At 41.6% G+C, this 14757-nt stretch carries 21 protein-coding genes and 1 pseudogene; 3 read left to right on the top strand and 19 right to left on the bottom strand.

The genetic code is table 11. The features are described 5' to 3' along the window. Nucleotides 1–94 precede the first annotated feature (94 nt). Nucleotides 95–1066 carry an IS30 family transposase gene (locus L1D31_RS22030; RefSeq protein WP_239839085.1) on the top strand — a complete coding sequence of 324 codons (972 nt, stop codon included), beginning with the start codon at nt 95–97 and terminating at the stop codon, nt 1064–1066. 24 nt (nt 1067–1090) lie between these two features. Next, nucleotides 1091–1216 (top strand): annotated as a pseudogene (locus tag L1D31_RS22025) (IS30 family transposase); the annotation flags it as partial. A 57-nt stretch (nt 1217–1273) separates the two neighbouring features. Here L1D31_RS22025 and L1D31_RS22020 read toward each other — a convergent pair. The 3 genes from L1D31_RS22020 to L1D31_RS22010 form a co-directional block, all read right to left on the bottom strand. Then, complete coding sequence (locus tag L1D31_RS22020; RefSeq protein WP_029807681.1) at nt 1274–1474, bottom strand: hypothetical protein; 201 nt, start codon at nt 1472–1474, stop codon at nt 1274–1276. Continuing rightward, nucleotides 1467–1667 (bottom strand): hypothetical protein, encoded by a 201-nt coding sequence (locus tag L1D31_RS22015; protein ID WP_140333145.1) that lies wholly within the window; start codon nt 1665–1667, stop codon nt 1467–1469. Before L1D31_RS22015 ends, L1D31_RS22020 begins: the two co-directional genes overlap by 8 nt. Nucleotides 1668–1824: 157 nt before the next feature. Beyond that, entirely contained in the window at nt 1825–2280 is a 456-nt protein-coding gene (locus tag L1D31_RS22010; protein ID WP_239839084.1) for a GNAT family N-acetyltransferase, read from the bottom strand. An 863-nt stretch (nt 2281–3143) separates the two neighbouring features. Between L1D31_RS22010 and L1D31_RS22000 the strand changes: the two genes are divergently transcribed. Further along, nucleotides 3144–3593 carry a hypothetical protein gene (locus tag L1D31_RS22000; RefSeq protein ID WP_140352748.1) on the top strand — a complete coding sequence of 150 codons (450 nt, stop codon included), beginning with the start codon at nt 3144–3146 and terminating at the stop codon, nt 3591–3593. Between the two features lie 384 nt (nt 3594–3977). On the opposite strand, the gene L1D31_RS21995 is transcribed toward L1D31_RS22000, so the two are convergent. The 16 genes from L1D31_RS21995 to L1D31_RS21920 all read right to left on the bottom strand — a co-directional run bounded on the left by L1D31_RS21995 (nt 3978) and on the right by L1D31_RS21920 (nt 14312). Beyond that, the gene (locus tag L1D31_RS21995; protein WP_239839082.1) at nt 3978–4202 is read right to left on the bottom strand and encodes a hypothetical protein; all 225 of its coding nucleotides are present in this window, start codon (nt 4200–4202) and stop codon (nt 3978–3980) included. A 388-nt stretch (nt 4203–4590) separates the two neighbouring features. Then, nucleotides 4591–4827 (bottom strand): hypothetical protein, encoded by a 237-nt coding sequence (locus L1D31_RS22715; RefSeq protein WP_345772849.1) that lies wholly within the window; start codon nt 4825–4827, stop codon nt 4591–4593. A 208-nt stretch (nt 4828–5035) separates the two neighbouring features. Further along, nucleotides 5036–5302 carry a hypothetical protein gene (locus tag L1D31_RS21985; RefSeq protein WP_239839081.1) on the bottom strand — a complete coding sequence of 89 codons (267 nt, stop codon included), beginning with the start codon at nt 5300–5302 and terminating at the stop codon, nt 5036–5038. 476 nt (nt 5303–5778) lie between these two features. Next, nucleotides 5779–6369: a hypothetical protein gene (locus L1D31_RS21980; RefSeq protein ID WP_053350848.1), complete on the bottom strand. Its 591-nt coding sequence runs from the start codon at nt 6367–6369 to the stop codon at nt 5779–5781. A gap of 210 nt (nt 6370–6579) precedes the next feature. Beyond that, on the bottom strand, nt 6580–7206 hold the full coding sequence (locus L1D31_RS21975) for a LysE family translocator (RefSeq protein WP_239839080.1): 627 nt from the start codon (nt 7204–7206) through the stop codon (nt 6580–6582). 154 nt (nt 7207–7360) lie between these two features. Beyond that, nucleotides 7361–7828 (bottom strand): hypothetical protein, encoded by a 468-nt coding sequence (locus L1D31_RS21970; RefSeq protein WP_239839079.1) that lies wholly within the window; start codon nt 7826–7828, stop codon nt 7361–7363. Between the two features lie 9 nt (nt 7829–7837). Beyond that, the gene (locus L1D31_RS21965; RefSeq protein ID WP_239839078.1) at nt 7838–8038 is read right to left on the bottom strand and encodes a hypothetical protein; all 201 of its coding nucleotides are present in this window, start codon (nt 8036–8038) and stop codon (nt 7838–7840) included. Between the two features lie 160 nt (nt 8039–8198). Then, nucleotides 8199–8450 carry a hypothetical protein gene (locus tag L1D31_RS22710; RefSeq protein WP_345772848.1) on the bottom strand — a complete coding sequence of 84 codons (252 nt, stop codon included), beginning with the start codon at nt 8448–8450 and terminating at the stop codon, nt 8199–8201. A 434-nt stretch (nt 8451–8884) separates the two neighbouring features. Next, nucleotides 8885–9358, bottom strand: a complete 474-nt coding sequence (locus L1D31_RS21955) for a hypothetical protein (RefSeq protein ID WP_239839077.1) — start codon at nt 9356–9358, stop codon at nt 8885–8887. 111 nt (nt 9359–9469) lie between these two features. Then, nucleotides 9470–9991, bottom strand: coding sequence for a GNAT family N-acetyltransferase (locus L1D31_RS21950; RefSeq protein WP_239839076.1), 522 nt, complete (start codon nt 9989–9991; stop codon nt 9470–9472). A gap of 143 nt (nt 9992–10134) precedes the next feature. Further along, nucleotides 10135–10680 carry an N-acetyltransferase gene (locus tag L1D31_RS21945; RefSeq protein ID WP_239839075.1) on the bottom strand — a complete coding sequence of 182 codons (546 nt, stop codon included), beginning with the start codon at nt 10678–10680 and terminating at the stop codon, nt 10135–10137. Nucleotides 10681–11171: 491 nt separating this feature from the next. Then, complete coding sequence (locus L1D31_RS21940; RefSeq protein WP_239839074.1) at nt 11172–11321, bottom strand: hypothetical protein; 150 nt, start codon at nt 11319–11321, stop codon at nt 11172–11174. 446 nt (nt 11322–11767) lie between these two features. Beyond that, nucleotides 11768–12235, bottom strand: coding sequence for a cold shock domain-containing protein (locus L1D31_RS21935; protein WP_239839073.1), 468 nt, complete (start codon nt 12233–12235; stop codon nt 11768–11770). A gap of 114 nt (nt 12236–12349) precedes the next feature. After that, nucleotides 12350–13336, bottom strand: a complete 987-nt coding sequence (locus L1D31_RS21930) for an HNH endonuclease (RefSeq protein ID WP_239839072.1) — start codon at nt 13334–13336, stop codon at nt 12350–12352. 8 nt (nt 13337–13344) lie between these two features. Then, entirely contained in the window at nt 13345–13485 is a 141-nt protein-coding gene (locus tag L1D31_RS22705) for a hypothetical protein (protein ID WP_345772847.1), read from the bottom strand. A 539-nt stretch (nt 13486–14024) separates the two neighbouring features. Then, the gene (locus tag L1D31_RS21920; protein ID WP_239839071.1) at nt 14025–14312 is read right to left on the bottom strand and encodes a hypothetical protein; all 288 of its coding nucleotides are present in this window, start codon (nt 14310–14312) and stop codon (nt 14025–14027) included. Nucleotides 14313–14757 lie beyond the last annotated feature (445 nt).

Below are 14757 nucleotides of genomic sequence, written 5' to 3'. Positions count from 1 at the left end.
CCTTGGATTCAAGTACGAAGTGCGACACCCCTGAAATTTAAAACAGTGAGATGTGCTATTCATAAGTTTTACTCCCGCCAAGAAGTGAAAAACCATGATTTACACACACCTCACTGAGAATGAAAGGTATATGATGTCCGCACTTAGAAAGCAAGGCATTAGTGTCGTCAACATCGCTAAAGAGCTAGGGCGTCACAAGAGCACTATCTACCGAGAGTTTAAACGTAACTCTCGATACAACGCCTATCGCCCTAACCCTTCCTATCAGCCTGCTAGAGCGCAACAAAGAGCTAGAAACAGGTTGAGCCGGTCACGGCGTAACAAGCGCTATACCAAGCACGATTTCAAAATTATTGACGCGCTTATAATGCTCGATTGGAGCCCTGACCAAATCGTTGGGTATTGCCGTTTGCATGGCTATCCAGTGATGAGCCATGAGCTTATTTACCAGCACATATGGACCGATAAAGCCAACGGAGGCATGCTATGGAAACATTTTCGTCAAGCACCAAAACAGAGACGTAAGCGCTACAACGCCAAAGATAGCAGGGGGAGAATTGCCGCTAAAAGGCACATAACAGAACGACCAAAACAAGCTGAGTTACGCCTAGAACCTGGACATTGGGAAATAGATACCGTGATCGGTCGTGGAACTAAGCACTGCATTGTCACTCTCGTTGACAGAATGACTGGCTACACCTATATCGGACAGCTAGATGACCGAACAACTGCATCACTCAACGCGAGAATGACAGAGATCGTTACACATTCAAACTTACCATTTAAAACTATCACTGCTGATAATGGTACAGAATTCAATCAATATCAGGAGATAGAAAACAAGCATAAATGCTTGTTTTACTTCGCAACCCCCTACCACTCTTGGGAGCGAGGAACCAATGAGAATACAAATGGACTCATACGCCAATATTTACCTAAGAAAACCTCAATGGCTCATGTGACACAAAGACTGTGCAGCCAGATAGCGTATAAACTGAATAACAGGCCACGCCAAAGGCTTGGTTATAAAACACCAACGGAGTATATTTATGAGCAGCTACTCTAAGTGTCGCACTTCAAACTTGATACTAAGNCCTCAATGGCTCATGTGACACAAAGACTGTGCAGCCAGATAGCGTATAAACTGAATAACAGGCCACGCCAAAGGCTTGGTTATAAAACACCAACGGAGTATATTTATGAGCAGCTACTCTAAGTGTCGCACTTCAAACTTGATACTAAGTCCGTTCTTAATTGACTTTCAGAACCCTTTTTAGAGAAACATTTCGCGCGCAAATTGATACGCCTCATAATGTGAAAAACCATTCGCTAGTGCGTAACCTGTTATCACCGATCTCCAGCAATAATTGTCATGAGGCTCAAAACCCCCACTTTTGCTTTCTACATTTTCAATAAACGACTTCTTTAATGCTAAAAACTTCTCTTTACTTACCAAATCTTGTTCTTTAGTCATCGAATACCAAACCTTTATCCATTAAATCCATAGCAAACATATAAGCTTTACCTTGCTTATAGCCATGTCCCATCGCATACCCAGCAGCCATTGAAAAAGTACTTAATTCCGCGCCTGGGTGCCAAGAAGCTTCCTGCTCTAACACTTCTTTTATAAATTTATCTTCCATGTCAGCAAAACTTATTAACGTCATTTGCTCTCTCTATAATTAAAATTGAATACGTAAGGATATAACGCCGCGTTAAGGGGTGAACAACGCAAACCACCCTACCTAAACCATTGTGCCGTAATCACTTAAACCGATTCAAACTAAAAATGCCAAGCGTTGAGAATCCCTCTTGAACGCTTTGTTATGAGGCAACCTGAAGCGACAAAGAAAGGAAGTTTTCGTCGCTTTCAGTTACCTTATAGCCAAGAGATTTGTAAAACCTTACCGCTGGCTCATTTCTAGTAAAGCTTGATAAGGTTACGTAACTGCGCCCTTGTTCACGCGCGATTTCGTGAAGCACGTTCATGACTCTTTCACCCAGTTTCTGATTTTGAAATTCTGGAAACACGATGAGTAAATGTACATGAAGTGCATTGTCGTAAGGCTTGAAGCATAGCATTCCAACTTGCGCGTTATTGAGATAAACCCAGTGAAACCAATGCGGCTCATAGTCACGTTTTAAACGATCGACCTGGAACTTATCACACCAACCAAAGACGGCATCAACATGCGAATAAAGTCCCTGTTTCACAACAGAAAATAGACTTTCAAACTCATCACTTTCTATTTGTATTAGTTGAATATCCATATGCCTCATAACGCCCAATTAAGGTGTGAGGCACGCGATACCGATGCCGCCGCATACCGCCTTAATCACTAAAACCAACGCAAAGTAAAAATGCCACGCGTGCCGAATCACTCTTAAATTGTTTGTTAGTACGCTGTTTCAAAACTTTTTGGTTTGCACCAAGATATTGAAATATAGCACGAAAGTTGTGGTTTAAAACGCTGAAGCTAAAGGGACAGATGCGAAACTAGAACTCAACCTCAAAACGCAAGCTGGCTAGAAGAAAAACACGCCAAACTACCCTATTTTAACCAGCTTCAAATTAACAAAGGATTCGGTCACCGAACTTTGACAACCACACCAAAGAACCTGATTTAAGGCAATAACCAACCACACAAGAGAAGCCGCACCCAAGAAATAACCAAAAAGTTAGAAGCCGTAAACGGTGAGGTCAAAGCGGAAACTCCGCATATAGTGCCACCGGAAAGAACGTGAAAGCCATGCCCGTTCAGGTGTAAAGCTGAGAAACGAAACCGATAAACACCTAAACTTTAACCTTTGAGGCCAATCCCGTACTAACGCCCAATTAAGGGGTGAACAACGCTACCACCCAACCTAAAACATTGTGCCATAAACACTAAATTTGAAGTAGAAGCAAAAGTGCCAAGCGTTGTGAATCCCTCTTAAATTGCTTGTTATGTGTGTTTTAGAGAGTATCACCTTACTACATTCTTAGTTATTACAACTAGTGTTACTAAAATAGCCACTTTTGCACTTTTGCACTTTTGCACTTTTGCACTTAATTATGCTTCAATTTATCCCCCACCCATGCTTTACATTGTCGTTCATCGATCATAAACTAGCGTCATAAGTTAACTGAGGAGATCGAAACGATGGACATCGCTGAAATCGACAAAGCTATTGAAGAGACACAACAGAAGTTAGAAGAGCTTAAAATTGCTCGCAAAGTTCTATTACAGTTTAAAAAAACTGTAGAAGTTCACGAGACTGAAGAAAAGCCTGTAATTTCTACTGAAGACATTGATATTGACGCTCTACTTGCTCCAAAACCGGCAGCGGCAAAAGCAGGGCTTAGAGAGGATGTTCTTGAAATTCTTCCAATTTTCAAAGATCGAGAGTTTACCGCAACACATGTCTTTGCAGTCTTAGAGAAGAAAGGCATAGCTAAAGATAACAAATCATTTAGAAGTCGCTTATCTACTACTGTTCGGAAAATGTGTGAGGAAGAAGAATTATTTGAAATGGTAAAAGAGGGTAAAGGCAGTTCTCCTCATATTTACCGTAACTTTAATGGAAATGAGGATATGAAAAATGAGCAATAATTAAAAGAAAAGGCATCACTAGAGTTAACTAGGATGCCTATTCAGAAGCAGTCTATACGATAAGAGACCTACTTCACTTCGCACCTGAATTGTAATCTCTAATCGTATAGAAATCAAACCTATGAACATTGTTTAATATAGGAGTTCTATATGAACCATTTAGATACTAAGTCTAAGGACTTACTAATCCCACCATGCTGCTGTAAAGGCTTACAGATCTGCCTATGGTGCCAATGCTGCAGTTCAAATATCTGAGTCGGAGATTACATACTATGTCAGACAAAAAATATCCATATGTAGAAGACGGATACGTCTATTGTAAGTGTTTTAGACATTGGCGTAGCGGTGAATTGGTTTACCCAAAGACTGCTAAATGCTTTAGGTTTAAAATCGGCGGATAAAGAAAGGGAGCTTAATGCTCCCTTTCTTTATTATACTTACTTTCAAAACTACCATTTCAAATGCCCCATAAGCACATAACGMCCTTGCTAAGCGGCTACCAACAATACCACAAAACTCCAACAAACCACCGTAAACACGATACCCAACCAGACACAAAATCGCCAAGCGTTGGTTGTCCGTCTTGAGCGGATGGTTAGGTATGCTCATTACGAACGCTTTCCTCGCTGGAGCTATAGGACTAAACCATGAAAAGCCAAAGCTAACTGCACCGCAATAAGTACCGAGGCTGAATCACAACCACGTCACTATTTTTGCGGTGGTTCACTGAAACAAAAAACTAACCGGATGGAAATAGCGAACTTTCAACGAACAAACTTGGCCAAAAGCACTTAAAACGGAAAAGTCTCAGCCACTAACGTCAAAGCTGGCCAGTTGAATGAAACCTTCACCTGCAAAAAGTTCGAGCCACATGACCACTGACATTGGCGACAAAAAAGAATTCAAAGTGGCTGAGCGCCAAACTTAAAAACCGTACAAACTTTAAGCAACCTAACGCCNGCCACTAACGTCAAAGCTGGCCAGTTGAATGAAACCTTCACCTGCAAAAAGTTCGAGCCACATGACCACTGACATTGGCGACAAAAAAGAATTCAAAGTGGCTGAGCGCCAAACTTAAAAACCGTACAAACTTTAAGCAACCTAACGCCCTTGCTAAGCGGCAACCAACAATACCACAAAACTCCAACAAACCACCGTAAACACCAACCTCAACCAGACACAAAACTGCCAAGCGTTGGTTGTCCGTCTTGAGCGGATGGTTAGGTATGCTCATTACAAGCGCTTTTGCTAGCTTGAGCTATAGGACAAAACTATGAAACACCAAAGCTAAATGCACCGCAATCACCACCGAAGCTGAATAGCTACCACATCACTACTTTTGCGGTGGTTCGCTGAAACCAAAAAGCTAACCAAGATAAGAGGACAAACTTCCAATGAATAAACTTGGACAGGGCACTGAAAACGAAAAACATTCAGTCATTCTAGCCAGAGTTAGCTAATTGAAGAAAGCTTTCACCTAAAAAAGTTCGAGCCACATGGCCACGGAAGTTCGTGAAAAACAAAACAGTTGAAGTGGCTGAGCGCCCAACTAAAAAACGAACAAACTTAAAGCAACCTAACGCCCTTGCTAAGCGGCTACCAACGATACCACAAAACTCCAGCAAACCACCGTAAACACTGAACACAATCAGACACAAAACCGCCAAGCGTTGGTTGTCCGTCTTGAGCTGATGGTTAGGTATGCTCATTACGAGTGTCTTTGCTCGCTGGTGCTATAGGACTAACCCATGAAACACCAAATATAAATGCACCGCAATAACCACCAAAACTTAATAACAGCCACACTACTATTTTTGCGATCGTTCACTGAAGCCCAAAAGCTAACCAAGTTGAGAGAGCAAACTACCAATGAATAGACTTGGACAAGAGCACTTAAAAACAGAAAACACTCAATCACTAACGTCAAAACTTGCCAGTTAAATGAAGCTTTCACCTGAAACGTTCGAGCCACATGACCACTTAAATTCATGACAAACAAGATTATTGAAGTGGCTGATATCAAGACTAAAAAACCGTACAAGCTTAAAGCAACCTAACGCCGCATTAAGGTGTGAGCAACGCTACCACCTAACCTAAACCATTGAACCGTAAACACGAAACCCAACCTTGAACTGAGAATGCCAAGCGTTGGGAATCACTCTTAAATGCTTTGTTAAGGCTCTTGCTACAACTGCGACCAAGCTCTTTCTATCGAGGCAATCTCTGACTCTACAGAAATTGCGAACGTATCTGCGTTGCCAGTAAATGAGTACATTTTCTTAGTTTGGACATCTAAAACAGCGTAATTTTGAGTATTATCATCAAAAGCTGACTGCATAGTGAAACACATATAGTTAGCGCGATCTTGCGTCATTCTTTCATTTACACTGAAATATAACTTAATGACGTAATTTACACCGTCAATATTTAGATTTAGCTCAGGGTTACAAACTATTTCAGTTATGTTTGACAAATAGCTTTTCCTGATGGGCTCATGCCAACTTATATTTTTTCCTTTTGCCCATGCAACAAAGCTTTTCGCTAGCGAGGAATAGTTACCTTTTTTATCGTTGGGAACTTTCTCTGCCAATTCTTTCAGCTCAAGTAATTGTCCTTTATGCTTTAGAATACTAACAATTTTCTCACGAAACTTTTTGTAATAATCCACAGCTGGATTATATGGCTTCTTATTCTTTTGCTTTTTAATTAGATTTAGCTTTTTTGTCCCGCTTTCAGTAGCAATCGCGGAAAACTCTTTTACAAATATCTTTGGCATCGCTCTCATCCTTTTGGAACCGAAAGCACACTTTTTCACATATGCAAACAATTACATTGTTGCAGTTCATACTATCGAGAGCCTTAACGCCGCGTTAATGGGCAGACAACGCTACCACATACTTAAACCCTTGTGACATAAACACTAATGCTAAAATGAGAGCCAAAACTGCCAAGCGTTGACTGTCCCTTTGAACGCTTTGTTATGCCACTAGCGGTCACTGATTGCGACTTTACTTGCTAGACCAATGAGTAAAACACCCGAAAACCCCTCCAGTGTTCGTGAATAACGCTGAGAATTCGGGCGACTAAAGACCCAGCTACCCACTGATGCATACAAAACATTACACATTGTAGCTAATACGCTGAATAGCAAACCAAGCACCAATAATTGCATTGAAGCCGAACCTGCTGAGGCATCAATAAACTGAGGAAGGAATGAAAGGAAGAATAGTGCTACCTTAGGGTTTAAAACACTAACAATAACACCTTGTAAAAATACATTTTTGTCGCTGTCAACGCTTTCACTTACCACTAATTTGCTATCCCCTCGCCACATAGAGAGTAACGACTGAACACCCAAATAGACTAGGTAAGCAGCACCTAGCCATTTTACGGCACTAAAAGCTACCGCTGAGCTGAGGATGATTGCGGATAAACCTAAAGATGCAGCTAATGTATGAACAAAGTAACCAACACCAAGCCCCATTGCAGCTTTAAACCCTGTAAACAGCTTACCTTTCATTGTGTTTGAAACAATGTAGATAACGTCTGGCCCCGGTATCATATTGATAGCCAAACAAGCGACTACAAATAATAGTAGTGAATTAAAGTCCATTTCCTTTCCTCCATATTTGATTGCTGTGGCATAACGCCGCGTTAAGTGGTGAACAACGCGACCACCCAACCTAAAACATTGTGCCGTAAACACTTATGCAGAAGCAAACTGAGAATGCCGAGCGTTGTGAATCCGTCTTAAACGCCTTGTTAGCTTAAAACTCAGCCATTAACTCATTAACCTTTATATACAGATTGTTAATCCAATCACTATATGCGGTCACATGAACCTGAAACTCAGCAGAGGAAGTATTTGTAAGCAGGTTATGCGCTTTCCGCCTTGAGCTTTCAGCTACGTTTAAATCATGATTTAGCGAGTAGAGCGACGTTAAACCTGGTACATCAAGTGCAGACACTACTTCATTGGGCAAATGCGAGATATTGCCAACCGGAGCATCTAAGACTTTATGTTCTTTTATAGCCTCTAAATGGGAAGCAAGTCTGTCGCTGACAACTAGTAATTGCGCTCGAACTAATTTATCGGCATTATCTTTAGCACGTTTTTTGGCATGCTTCACCTCCATCTTTGGTAACCAAAATGCAGCTAACACCGCCAAAAAAGTAGCAATTGCAGCTACCCATGTTCCTACCATGTTCCAATACGCAATAGCTTCTACTGTCATATTTCCTCTTTAAGCTAACGCCCTTGCTAAGCGGCTACCAACAATACCACAAAACTCAAACAAACCACCGTAAACACGATACCCAACTAGACACAAAACCGCCAAGCGTTGGTTGTCCGTCTTGAGCTGATTGTTAGGTATGCTTGTTACGAATACTTTAGCTAGCTTGAGCCATAGGACTAACCCAGGAAACACCAGAGCCAACTGCACCGCAACAACCACCGAAGCTGATAACAGCCACGTTAATATTTTTGCGGTGGCTCACTAAAGCAAAAAAACCAACCGGATGGAGATAGCGAACTTCCAATGAATAGACTTGGACAAGAGCACTTAAAACAGAAGACGCTCTGCCTACTCACACGAATGTTTGTCAACAGAATGAAACCTTCACCTGAAAATGTTCGAGCCACATGGCCACTGAAGTTCGCGACAAAAAAAGATTCGAAGTGGCTGAGCACCAAACTAAAAACCGTACAGCTTTAAAGCAACCTAACGCCCTTGCTAAGCGGCAACCAACCATACCACAAAACTCCAACAAACCACCGTAAACACCAAGCTCAACCAGACACAAAACTGCCAAGCGTTGGTTGTCCGTCTTGAGCTGATTGTTAGGTGTGCTCATTACGAGCATCTATGTTCGCTTGAGCTATAGGACCAGCCCATGAAACACCGAAGCCAACTGCACCGCAATCACCACCGCAGCTAAATAACAACCACGTCACCATTTTTGCGGTGGTTTACTGAAGCAAAAAAGCTAACCCAATTTAGAGAACGAACTTTCAACGAACAAACTTGACCAAAAACACTTAAAAACAGCAAACACTCAGTCACTAACATCAAAGCTTGCCAGTTGAATGAAACCTTTATCTAAAAAAGTTCGAGCCACATAGCCGCAGAAACTAGCGAAAAAGAAAGATTCTAAGTGGCTGAGCACCCAACTAAAAAACCGTACAAACTTAAAGCAACCTAACGCCGCATTAAGGTGTGAGCGACGCTTGCCTATACTTTGAGCGAAGCGAAAACGGCAAGCGTTGCGAATCACTCTTAAATGCTTTGTTATGTTTGTATTACAATTGGAATATTTACATTGGTAAGTAAGTCTACAAACCTTTGTTCAACTCCAGTCATAAAAAAGTAGTCATCCTTAACATTCGCACCCGCAAGTAAGACACTCCCCGAATAAAACTGCCATTCACTAATTCCCCACTCTAAATCTGCCTTAAAACACATCAGGCCTCTTCCCATTGCTCTTGAAATAATAGGAATGGAGTTTCGATTAAAAGCATAATGTTCCGATGTTTCACTAAACCTGCAAGTCTTATGACTAAAGAAAAATACTTCCTTGGTAAAGCTACCGAGAGAGTAGTCAACAACGTCAGTTTTAAACTGTTTTTGTCGGTTAGAGCCACTTCCATCATATGATATGTTCAGTTGAACTGAGAAGTTATCACACCCTAAATGCAAGAGCTCTTCGAGAATCAATATACTCGCTTTAAAAGTAAGCTCGCTATCTTCTATTGCGATATCCATAGCTCTCCTTAAAAACATAACGCCGCGTTAAGGTGTGAGCGACGCTTGGCTATACTTGAGCGAAGCGAAACTGCCAAGCGTTGCGAATCACTCTTAAATGCTTTGTTATGCCTACACTTCTAACACATAGATACACATTAATTGTTCTTTGTTAGGCACATCTAATGTATTGCATATTTTCCTCTTCAACGTTGCACCCGCACGCTCCACGATCTTGACACTTGCCGAGTTGCTTTCTAGGCAATGAAACTCAATCACTCGAACGTCATGCTCGTTTATTAAATAAGGGATCACTACATCCAATACTTGCCCTATAACTCTATTGCCTCTTGCGTTGTCAGAAAGCCAATAGCCTAATTCACAAGCTTTAGAGTCAAAGTCAATTGACTTTATCCCGAAAACGCCACCGAACTGGTTTTTAAAGTATATTGCGAACCATTCTGAACCCTCGGCACCACTGTTTACTCGACTCTCGATATAAGATTGAGCACTAGTAATATCTACAATGCTTTTTTCCCAAGGCATATATTTTGATAAGTTCACCCTACTATATTCAACAGCACCGAGAAGCGCTAAAGCATCTGAAACTTCTAACTCCCTTAGGACTATATCCTGAGATATGAATCTTTCCATAAATCTTCCATTATACTGTAGGCATAACGCCGCGTTAAGTGGTGAGCAACGCTACCACTGCACTTAAAGCATTGTACCGTAAACACTAAATTTGAAGTAGAAGCAAAAATGCCGAGCGTTGGGAATCCGTCTTAAACGCTTTGTTATGCGTAATTTTTGACGTACTTTGTCATTGCTGTTTCCGAGACTGACAAACCGTCGATTCTATATTGATCTTTGAACTCTCCAACAACATCGAACCCTGCTTTTAGGTAGAGGTTCTTTGCTGGGAAATTCTCTGATAGTACACAAAGATCAACCCAGTCAATTTCGGCTTTTTCTTGGCAGAAATTTATAACCGCATCAATGAGTCGTTGACCAATACCTTGCTTCCGGCAGGAAACATCTACGCCCATACCAAGTAGAACTCGATGAGAACGGCTATCATCACCGTGGTGGCGAAGATCAATGTGACCTTTGATACTTCCAGAGGTGTCTTTTACAACCCAGAGCTTTCTCCAACCTAAATCGCCAAAGTGATGGGAAAAACCTTGGATAAACTTATCTTTTGTTGCTTCTGGAATTTCACTTTGCTCTCTGGACATTGGCTGGAAAAGAGGAACTTCTCCATTACCATTTTCAGACAGCTGATTTTCAAGATACGCAAAGAATGAATCTAAATCCGATTTTCTCGCTTCTACTACTTCCATCTAATACTCCGTAGTCCATCGATTACGCATAACGCCGCGTTAATGGGCAAACAACGCTACCAAAAACTTATACCATTGTGACATAAACACTAATGCCAAACTGTGAACCAAAACTGCCAAGCGTTGGTTGTCCGATTAAACGCTTGGTTATGGAAACCTAAGACAACCACTACACTCACCGCAAAATACGAGCGCTTTGCAACCACAAAACTCAACAAACCAGTATGCAGCAACCCAATGAAGTCCAAAGAAGGAACCTAACAACAACGATAAAGCTAACTAGAACAAAGAAGGGCCGCCCCACTGGAGCCATACACCAGCTAATTGCCGCTACAACAAACCCACTTGAGAGCCAAATGCAAACGGCAGATTAGCCAGGACTAAATACCCAAAGCGGCTTTTCACCAGAGATAAAGATTTTGAGCCTAATCGACATGTAAGTATGGCCATTAAGCTCGCAGCAAACGCTGAACCAACAAGCCAAATAAGAACTAAGCCTTGCTGCACCATAACGCCCTTGCTAAGCGGCTACCAACAGTAACACAAAGCTCCAGCAAGCCACCATAAACACTAAACATAACCAAACACAAAATCGCCAAGCGTTGGTTGTCCGTCTTGAGCGGATGGTTAGGTATGCTCATTTTGAGTGCCTTTGCTCGTTGGTGCTATAAGACTAAGCCATGAAACACCAAAGCTTCATGCACCGCAATAAACAGCCAAGCTGAATAACAGCCACGTCACCATTTTTGCGGTGTTTTACTGAAGCAAAAAAAGCTAACTAAATTGAGATAACGAACTTCCAACGAACAAACCTAGCCTAGAGCACTTAAAACGGAAGACTCTCAGCCACTAACATCAAAACTTGCCAGTTGAATGAAACTTTCTCCTGAAAATGTTCGAGCCACACGGCCGCTCAAGTTTGTGGCGAATAAGACAATTGAAGTGGCTGATTGCAAAACTACAAACCACACAAGCTTAAAGCAACCTAACGCCGCGTTAAGGCGTGACGTAATGCGTGCCATACTGTGAGCGAAGCGAAACTGGCACGCGTTGCGGAGTCGCTCTTAAACGCTTTGTTATGCCGCTGCTACCACCCGCCGCACAGTTGACTTTCACAAGGCTCACCATCATGGTCACCATCTATTTTGACATTAGGACAGTTTTCTAAATAGAACTTTGCTTCATCACACGACAACATTTCACTACAGTACGTTTTACCTTGGCAAGTAAAACCCATATTTTCATAGGCTGGATTTAATTTAGGTTCTATTACAAAAACGTATAAACCAGCGCCTAAACATCCAATAAGCAATGAGCCTAATATTACTGATACAAAACTACTTTTTGTGGGTTCAGCACCTATGATGTGTACACTTGAAGCGCTTAATTTGGGTGCGTAACTGTCCAATTGAAACTCAACTTCATCACCGACTTGAGGACGACGATAGCCTTTTTTAAACTTGGATACATGAACAAAAACATCACCATTGAGTTCTTCCGTGTTTATAAATCCGAAACCTCTTTCATCAACCCAACGAACAATTTTTCCTTTCATAATTTTCCAATGTACAGATTGCGGCATAACGCCGCATTAAGGTGTGAGCGACACTTGGCTATACTTGAGCGAAGCGAAAACGCCAAGTGTTGCGAATCACTCTTAAATGCTTTGTTAAGCCTTGCTACCAAAGAACAAATCTCGACTAAACCTTTGCTCGCTTTCAAAATCAGGTAAACCTTTATACGGCTGGTCTTCTCTCTGTTCTCCACGATATTCAGCCCTATAAGTGGTAAACGACATCGTCATGTCTGGTCCCACAGTGATCAATAAAACGCCTTCGTTTAATCGATAGCTTGGTAATAATTCCTCTCTAATTTTGTCGAATACAAAATTGCCAGCTCGATTTAACTCCAATGTTAAATCTTCAACCAAATGGCAATGATATTCCCACTTTTTGAATAAACTATCGTGTAACGTTTGATCAAATGGACCTCGGTAAGTTTTGTAGAACTTTTCTGTCAAATATTCATTTTCACCCCATTCAATCGAGTGGAGGTCAAATTTATTAAGTAAGTCTTGTAGAACACGTCGAAAATTTTCAAACGCAGATTCTATCCCGGAATATCGCTGAGGCCATATACGATTGAGAAGCCATATTCTTAACTTTTCCAACTGTTCCTTTTGCTCTCGATTTATAGAAGGCTGACCATGGGACAACAAATGGCTTGTCCATGCATTCCAGTTATCTACATCAATATATGACTCAAACTGCTCTATATATGTGGCATAAATTTCATCATCTCTTTGCTTTTTAGGATCAAAGATCTGGAGCTGTTTCTTAACCCATAACTCATGGTCTTGCTTCATTTGATTAAGAGCTAGAACGGTATAATGCTCAGGTTGGTCATCAGTAACTTTATGATGAACATTGCACAGAAGCATTAGATTTGCGTATTTGTCCCTTTGCTCAGTAGTCAAAGAAGAGTCTCCTCTTGGGCCATCTTTGCTTCGGGCAACAATATGGCAAGCTTCCCCAACAAGTGACTCATCATCTGTTTCTGTAGCATCCATTACTAATTCGATTCCACAGCCAGGGAATGCACACCTACTCGCAGCACGCCCCCATAACATCTTTTGTGTTTTTAAACTTATACTCATATTTATCCCTAGAGGCTTAACGCCCTTGCTAAGCGGCAACCAACAATACCACAAAACTCAAACAAACCACCGTAAACACCAAACTCAACCAAACACAAAAACGCCAAGCGTTGGTTGTCCGTCTTGAGCTGATTGTTAGGTATGCTCATTACGAATATCTTTGCCAGCTTGAGCTATAGGACTAAGCCATAAAATAGCAAAGCTACATGCACCGCAATAACCACCCAAGCTGAATAACAGCCACATTACTATTTTTGCGGTGGTTTACTGAAGCAAAAAAGCTAACCAAATTGGAAGAACGAACTTTCAACGAACAAACTTGACCAAAAGCACTTAAAAACAGAAAACACTCAGTCACTAACATCAAAGCTTGCCAGTTGAATGAAACCTTCACCTGAAAAAGTTCGAGCCACGTGGCCGCTGAGATTCGTGACAAACAAGATTATTGAAGTAGCTAAGCGCCCAACTAAAAAACCGTACAAACTTAAAGCAACCTAACGCCGCGTTAATGGGCAGACAACGCTGCCACATACTTAACCCATTGTGACATAAACACTAATACCAAACTGTGAGCCAAAACTGCCAAGCGTTGGTTGTCCGATTAAACGCTTGGTTATGGAAGCCTAAGACAACCAACACAATCACCGCGACGCATGAGCGCTTTGCAACCACAAAACCCCACAAACCATTATGCAGCAACCAAATGAAGCCCAAGGAAGAAACCTAACAACAACGATACGGCCAATTGAAACAAAGAAGGGCCGCCCCACTGAAGCCAAGTACCAGCTAATTGCCGCTGTACCAGTTTCACTTGGGAACCAGATGCAAACGGCAGATTAGCAGTCATGGAAAACTCAAAGCGGCTTTTCACCAGAGATAAAGATTTTGAGCCTAATCGACATGTAAGAATGGCCATTAAGCTCGCAGCCAACGCTGAACCAACAAGCCAAATAAAAACTATATCTTGCTGCACCATAACGCCCTTGCTAAGCGGCGACCAACAATAACACAAAACCCAAACTAACCACCGTAAACACCAAACTCAACCAGACACAAAACCGCTAAGCGTTGGTTGTCCGTCTTGAGCGGATGGTTAGGTATGCTCATTACGAGCATCTCTGTTCGCTTGAGCTATAGGACTAAACTATGAAACAGAAAAGCTAAACGCACCGCAACAACCACCGAAGCTGAATAACATCCACGTCACTATTTTTGCGGTGGTTCGCTAAAGCAAAAAGCTAACCAAATTAAAATAACTAATGACCAATGAATAGACTTGGATAAGAGCACTTAAAAGCAGAAAACACTCAATCACTAACGTCAAAACTTGCCAGTTAAATGAAACCTTCACCTGAAAAAGTTCGAGCCACATGACCACTGAAACTGGCGAAAACAATATTATTGAAGTGGCTGAGCGCTAA

It is taken from the genome of Vibrio sp. Isolate23, from assembly GCF_022398095.1.
In the GTDB taxonomy this organism is placed as follows: Bacteria; Pseudomonadota; Gammaproteobacteria; order Enterobacterales; family Vibrionaceae; genus Vibrio; species Vibrio coralliilyticus_A.
Note: the sequence above shows the minus strand (reverse complement) of the source record. Positions and strands in the feature narration are given on the sequence as shown.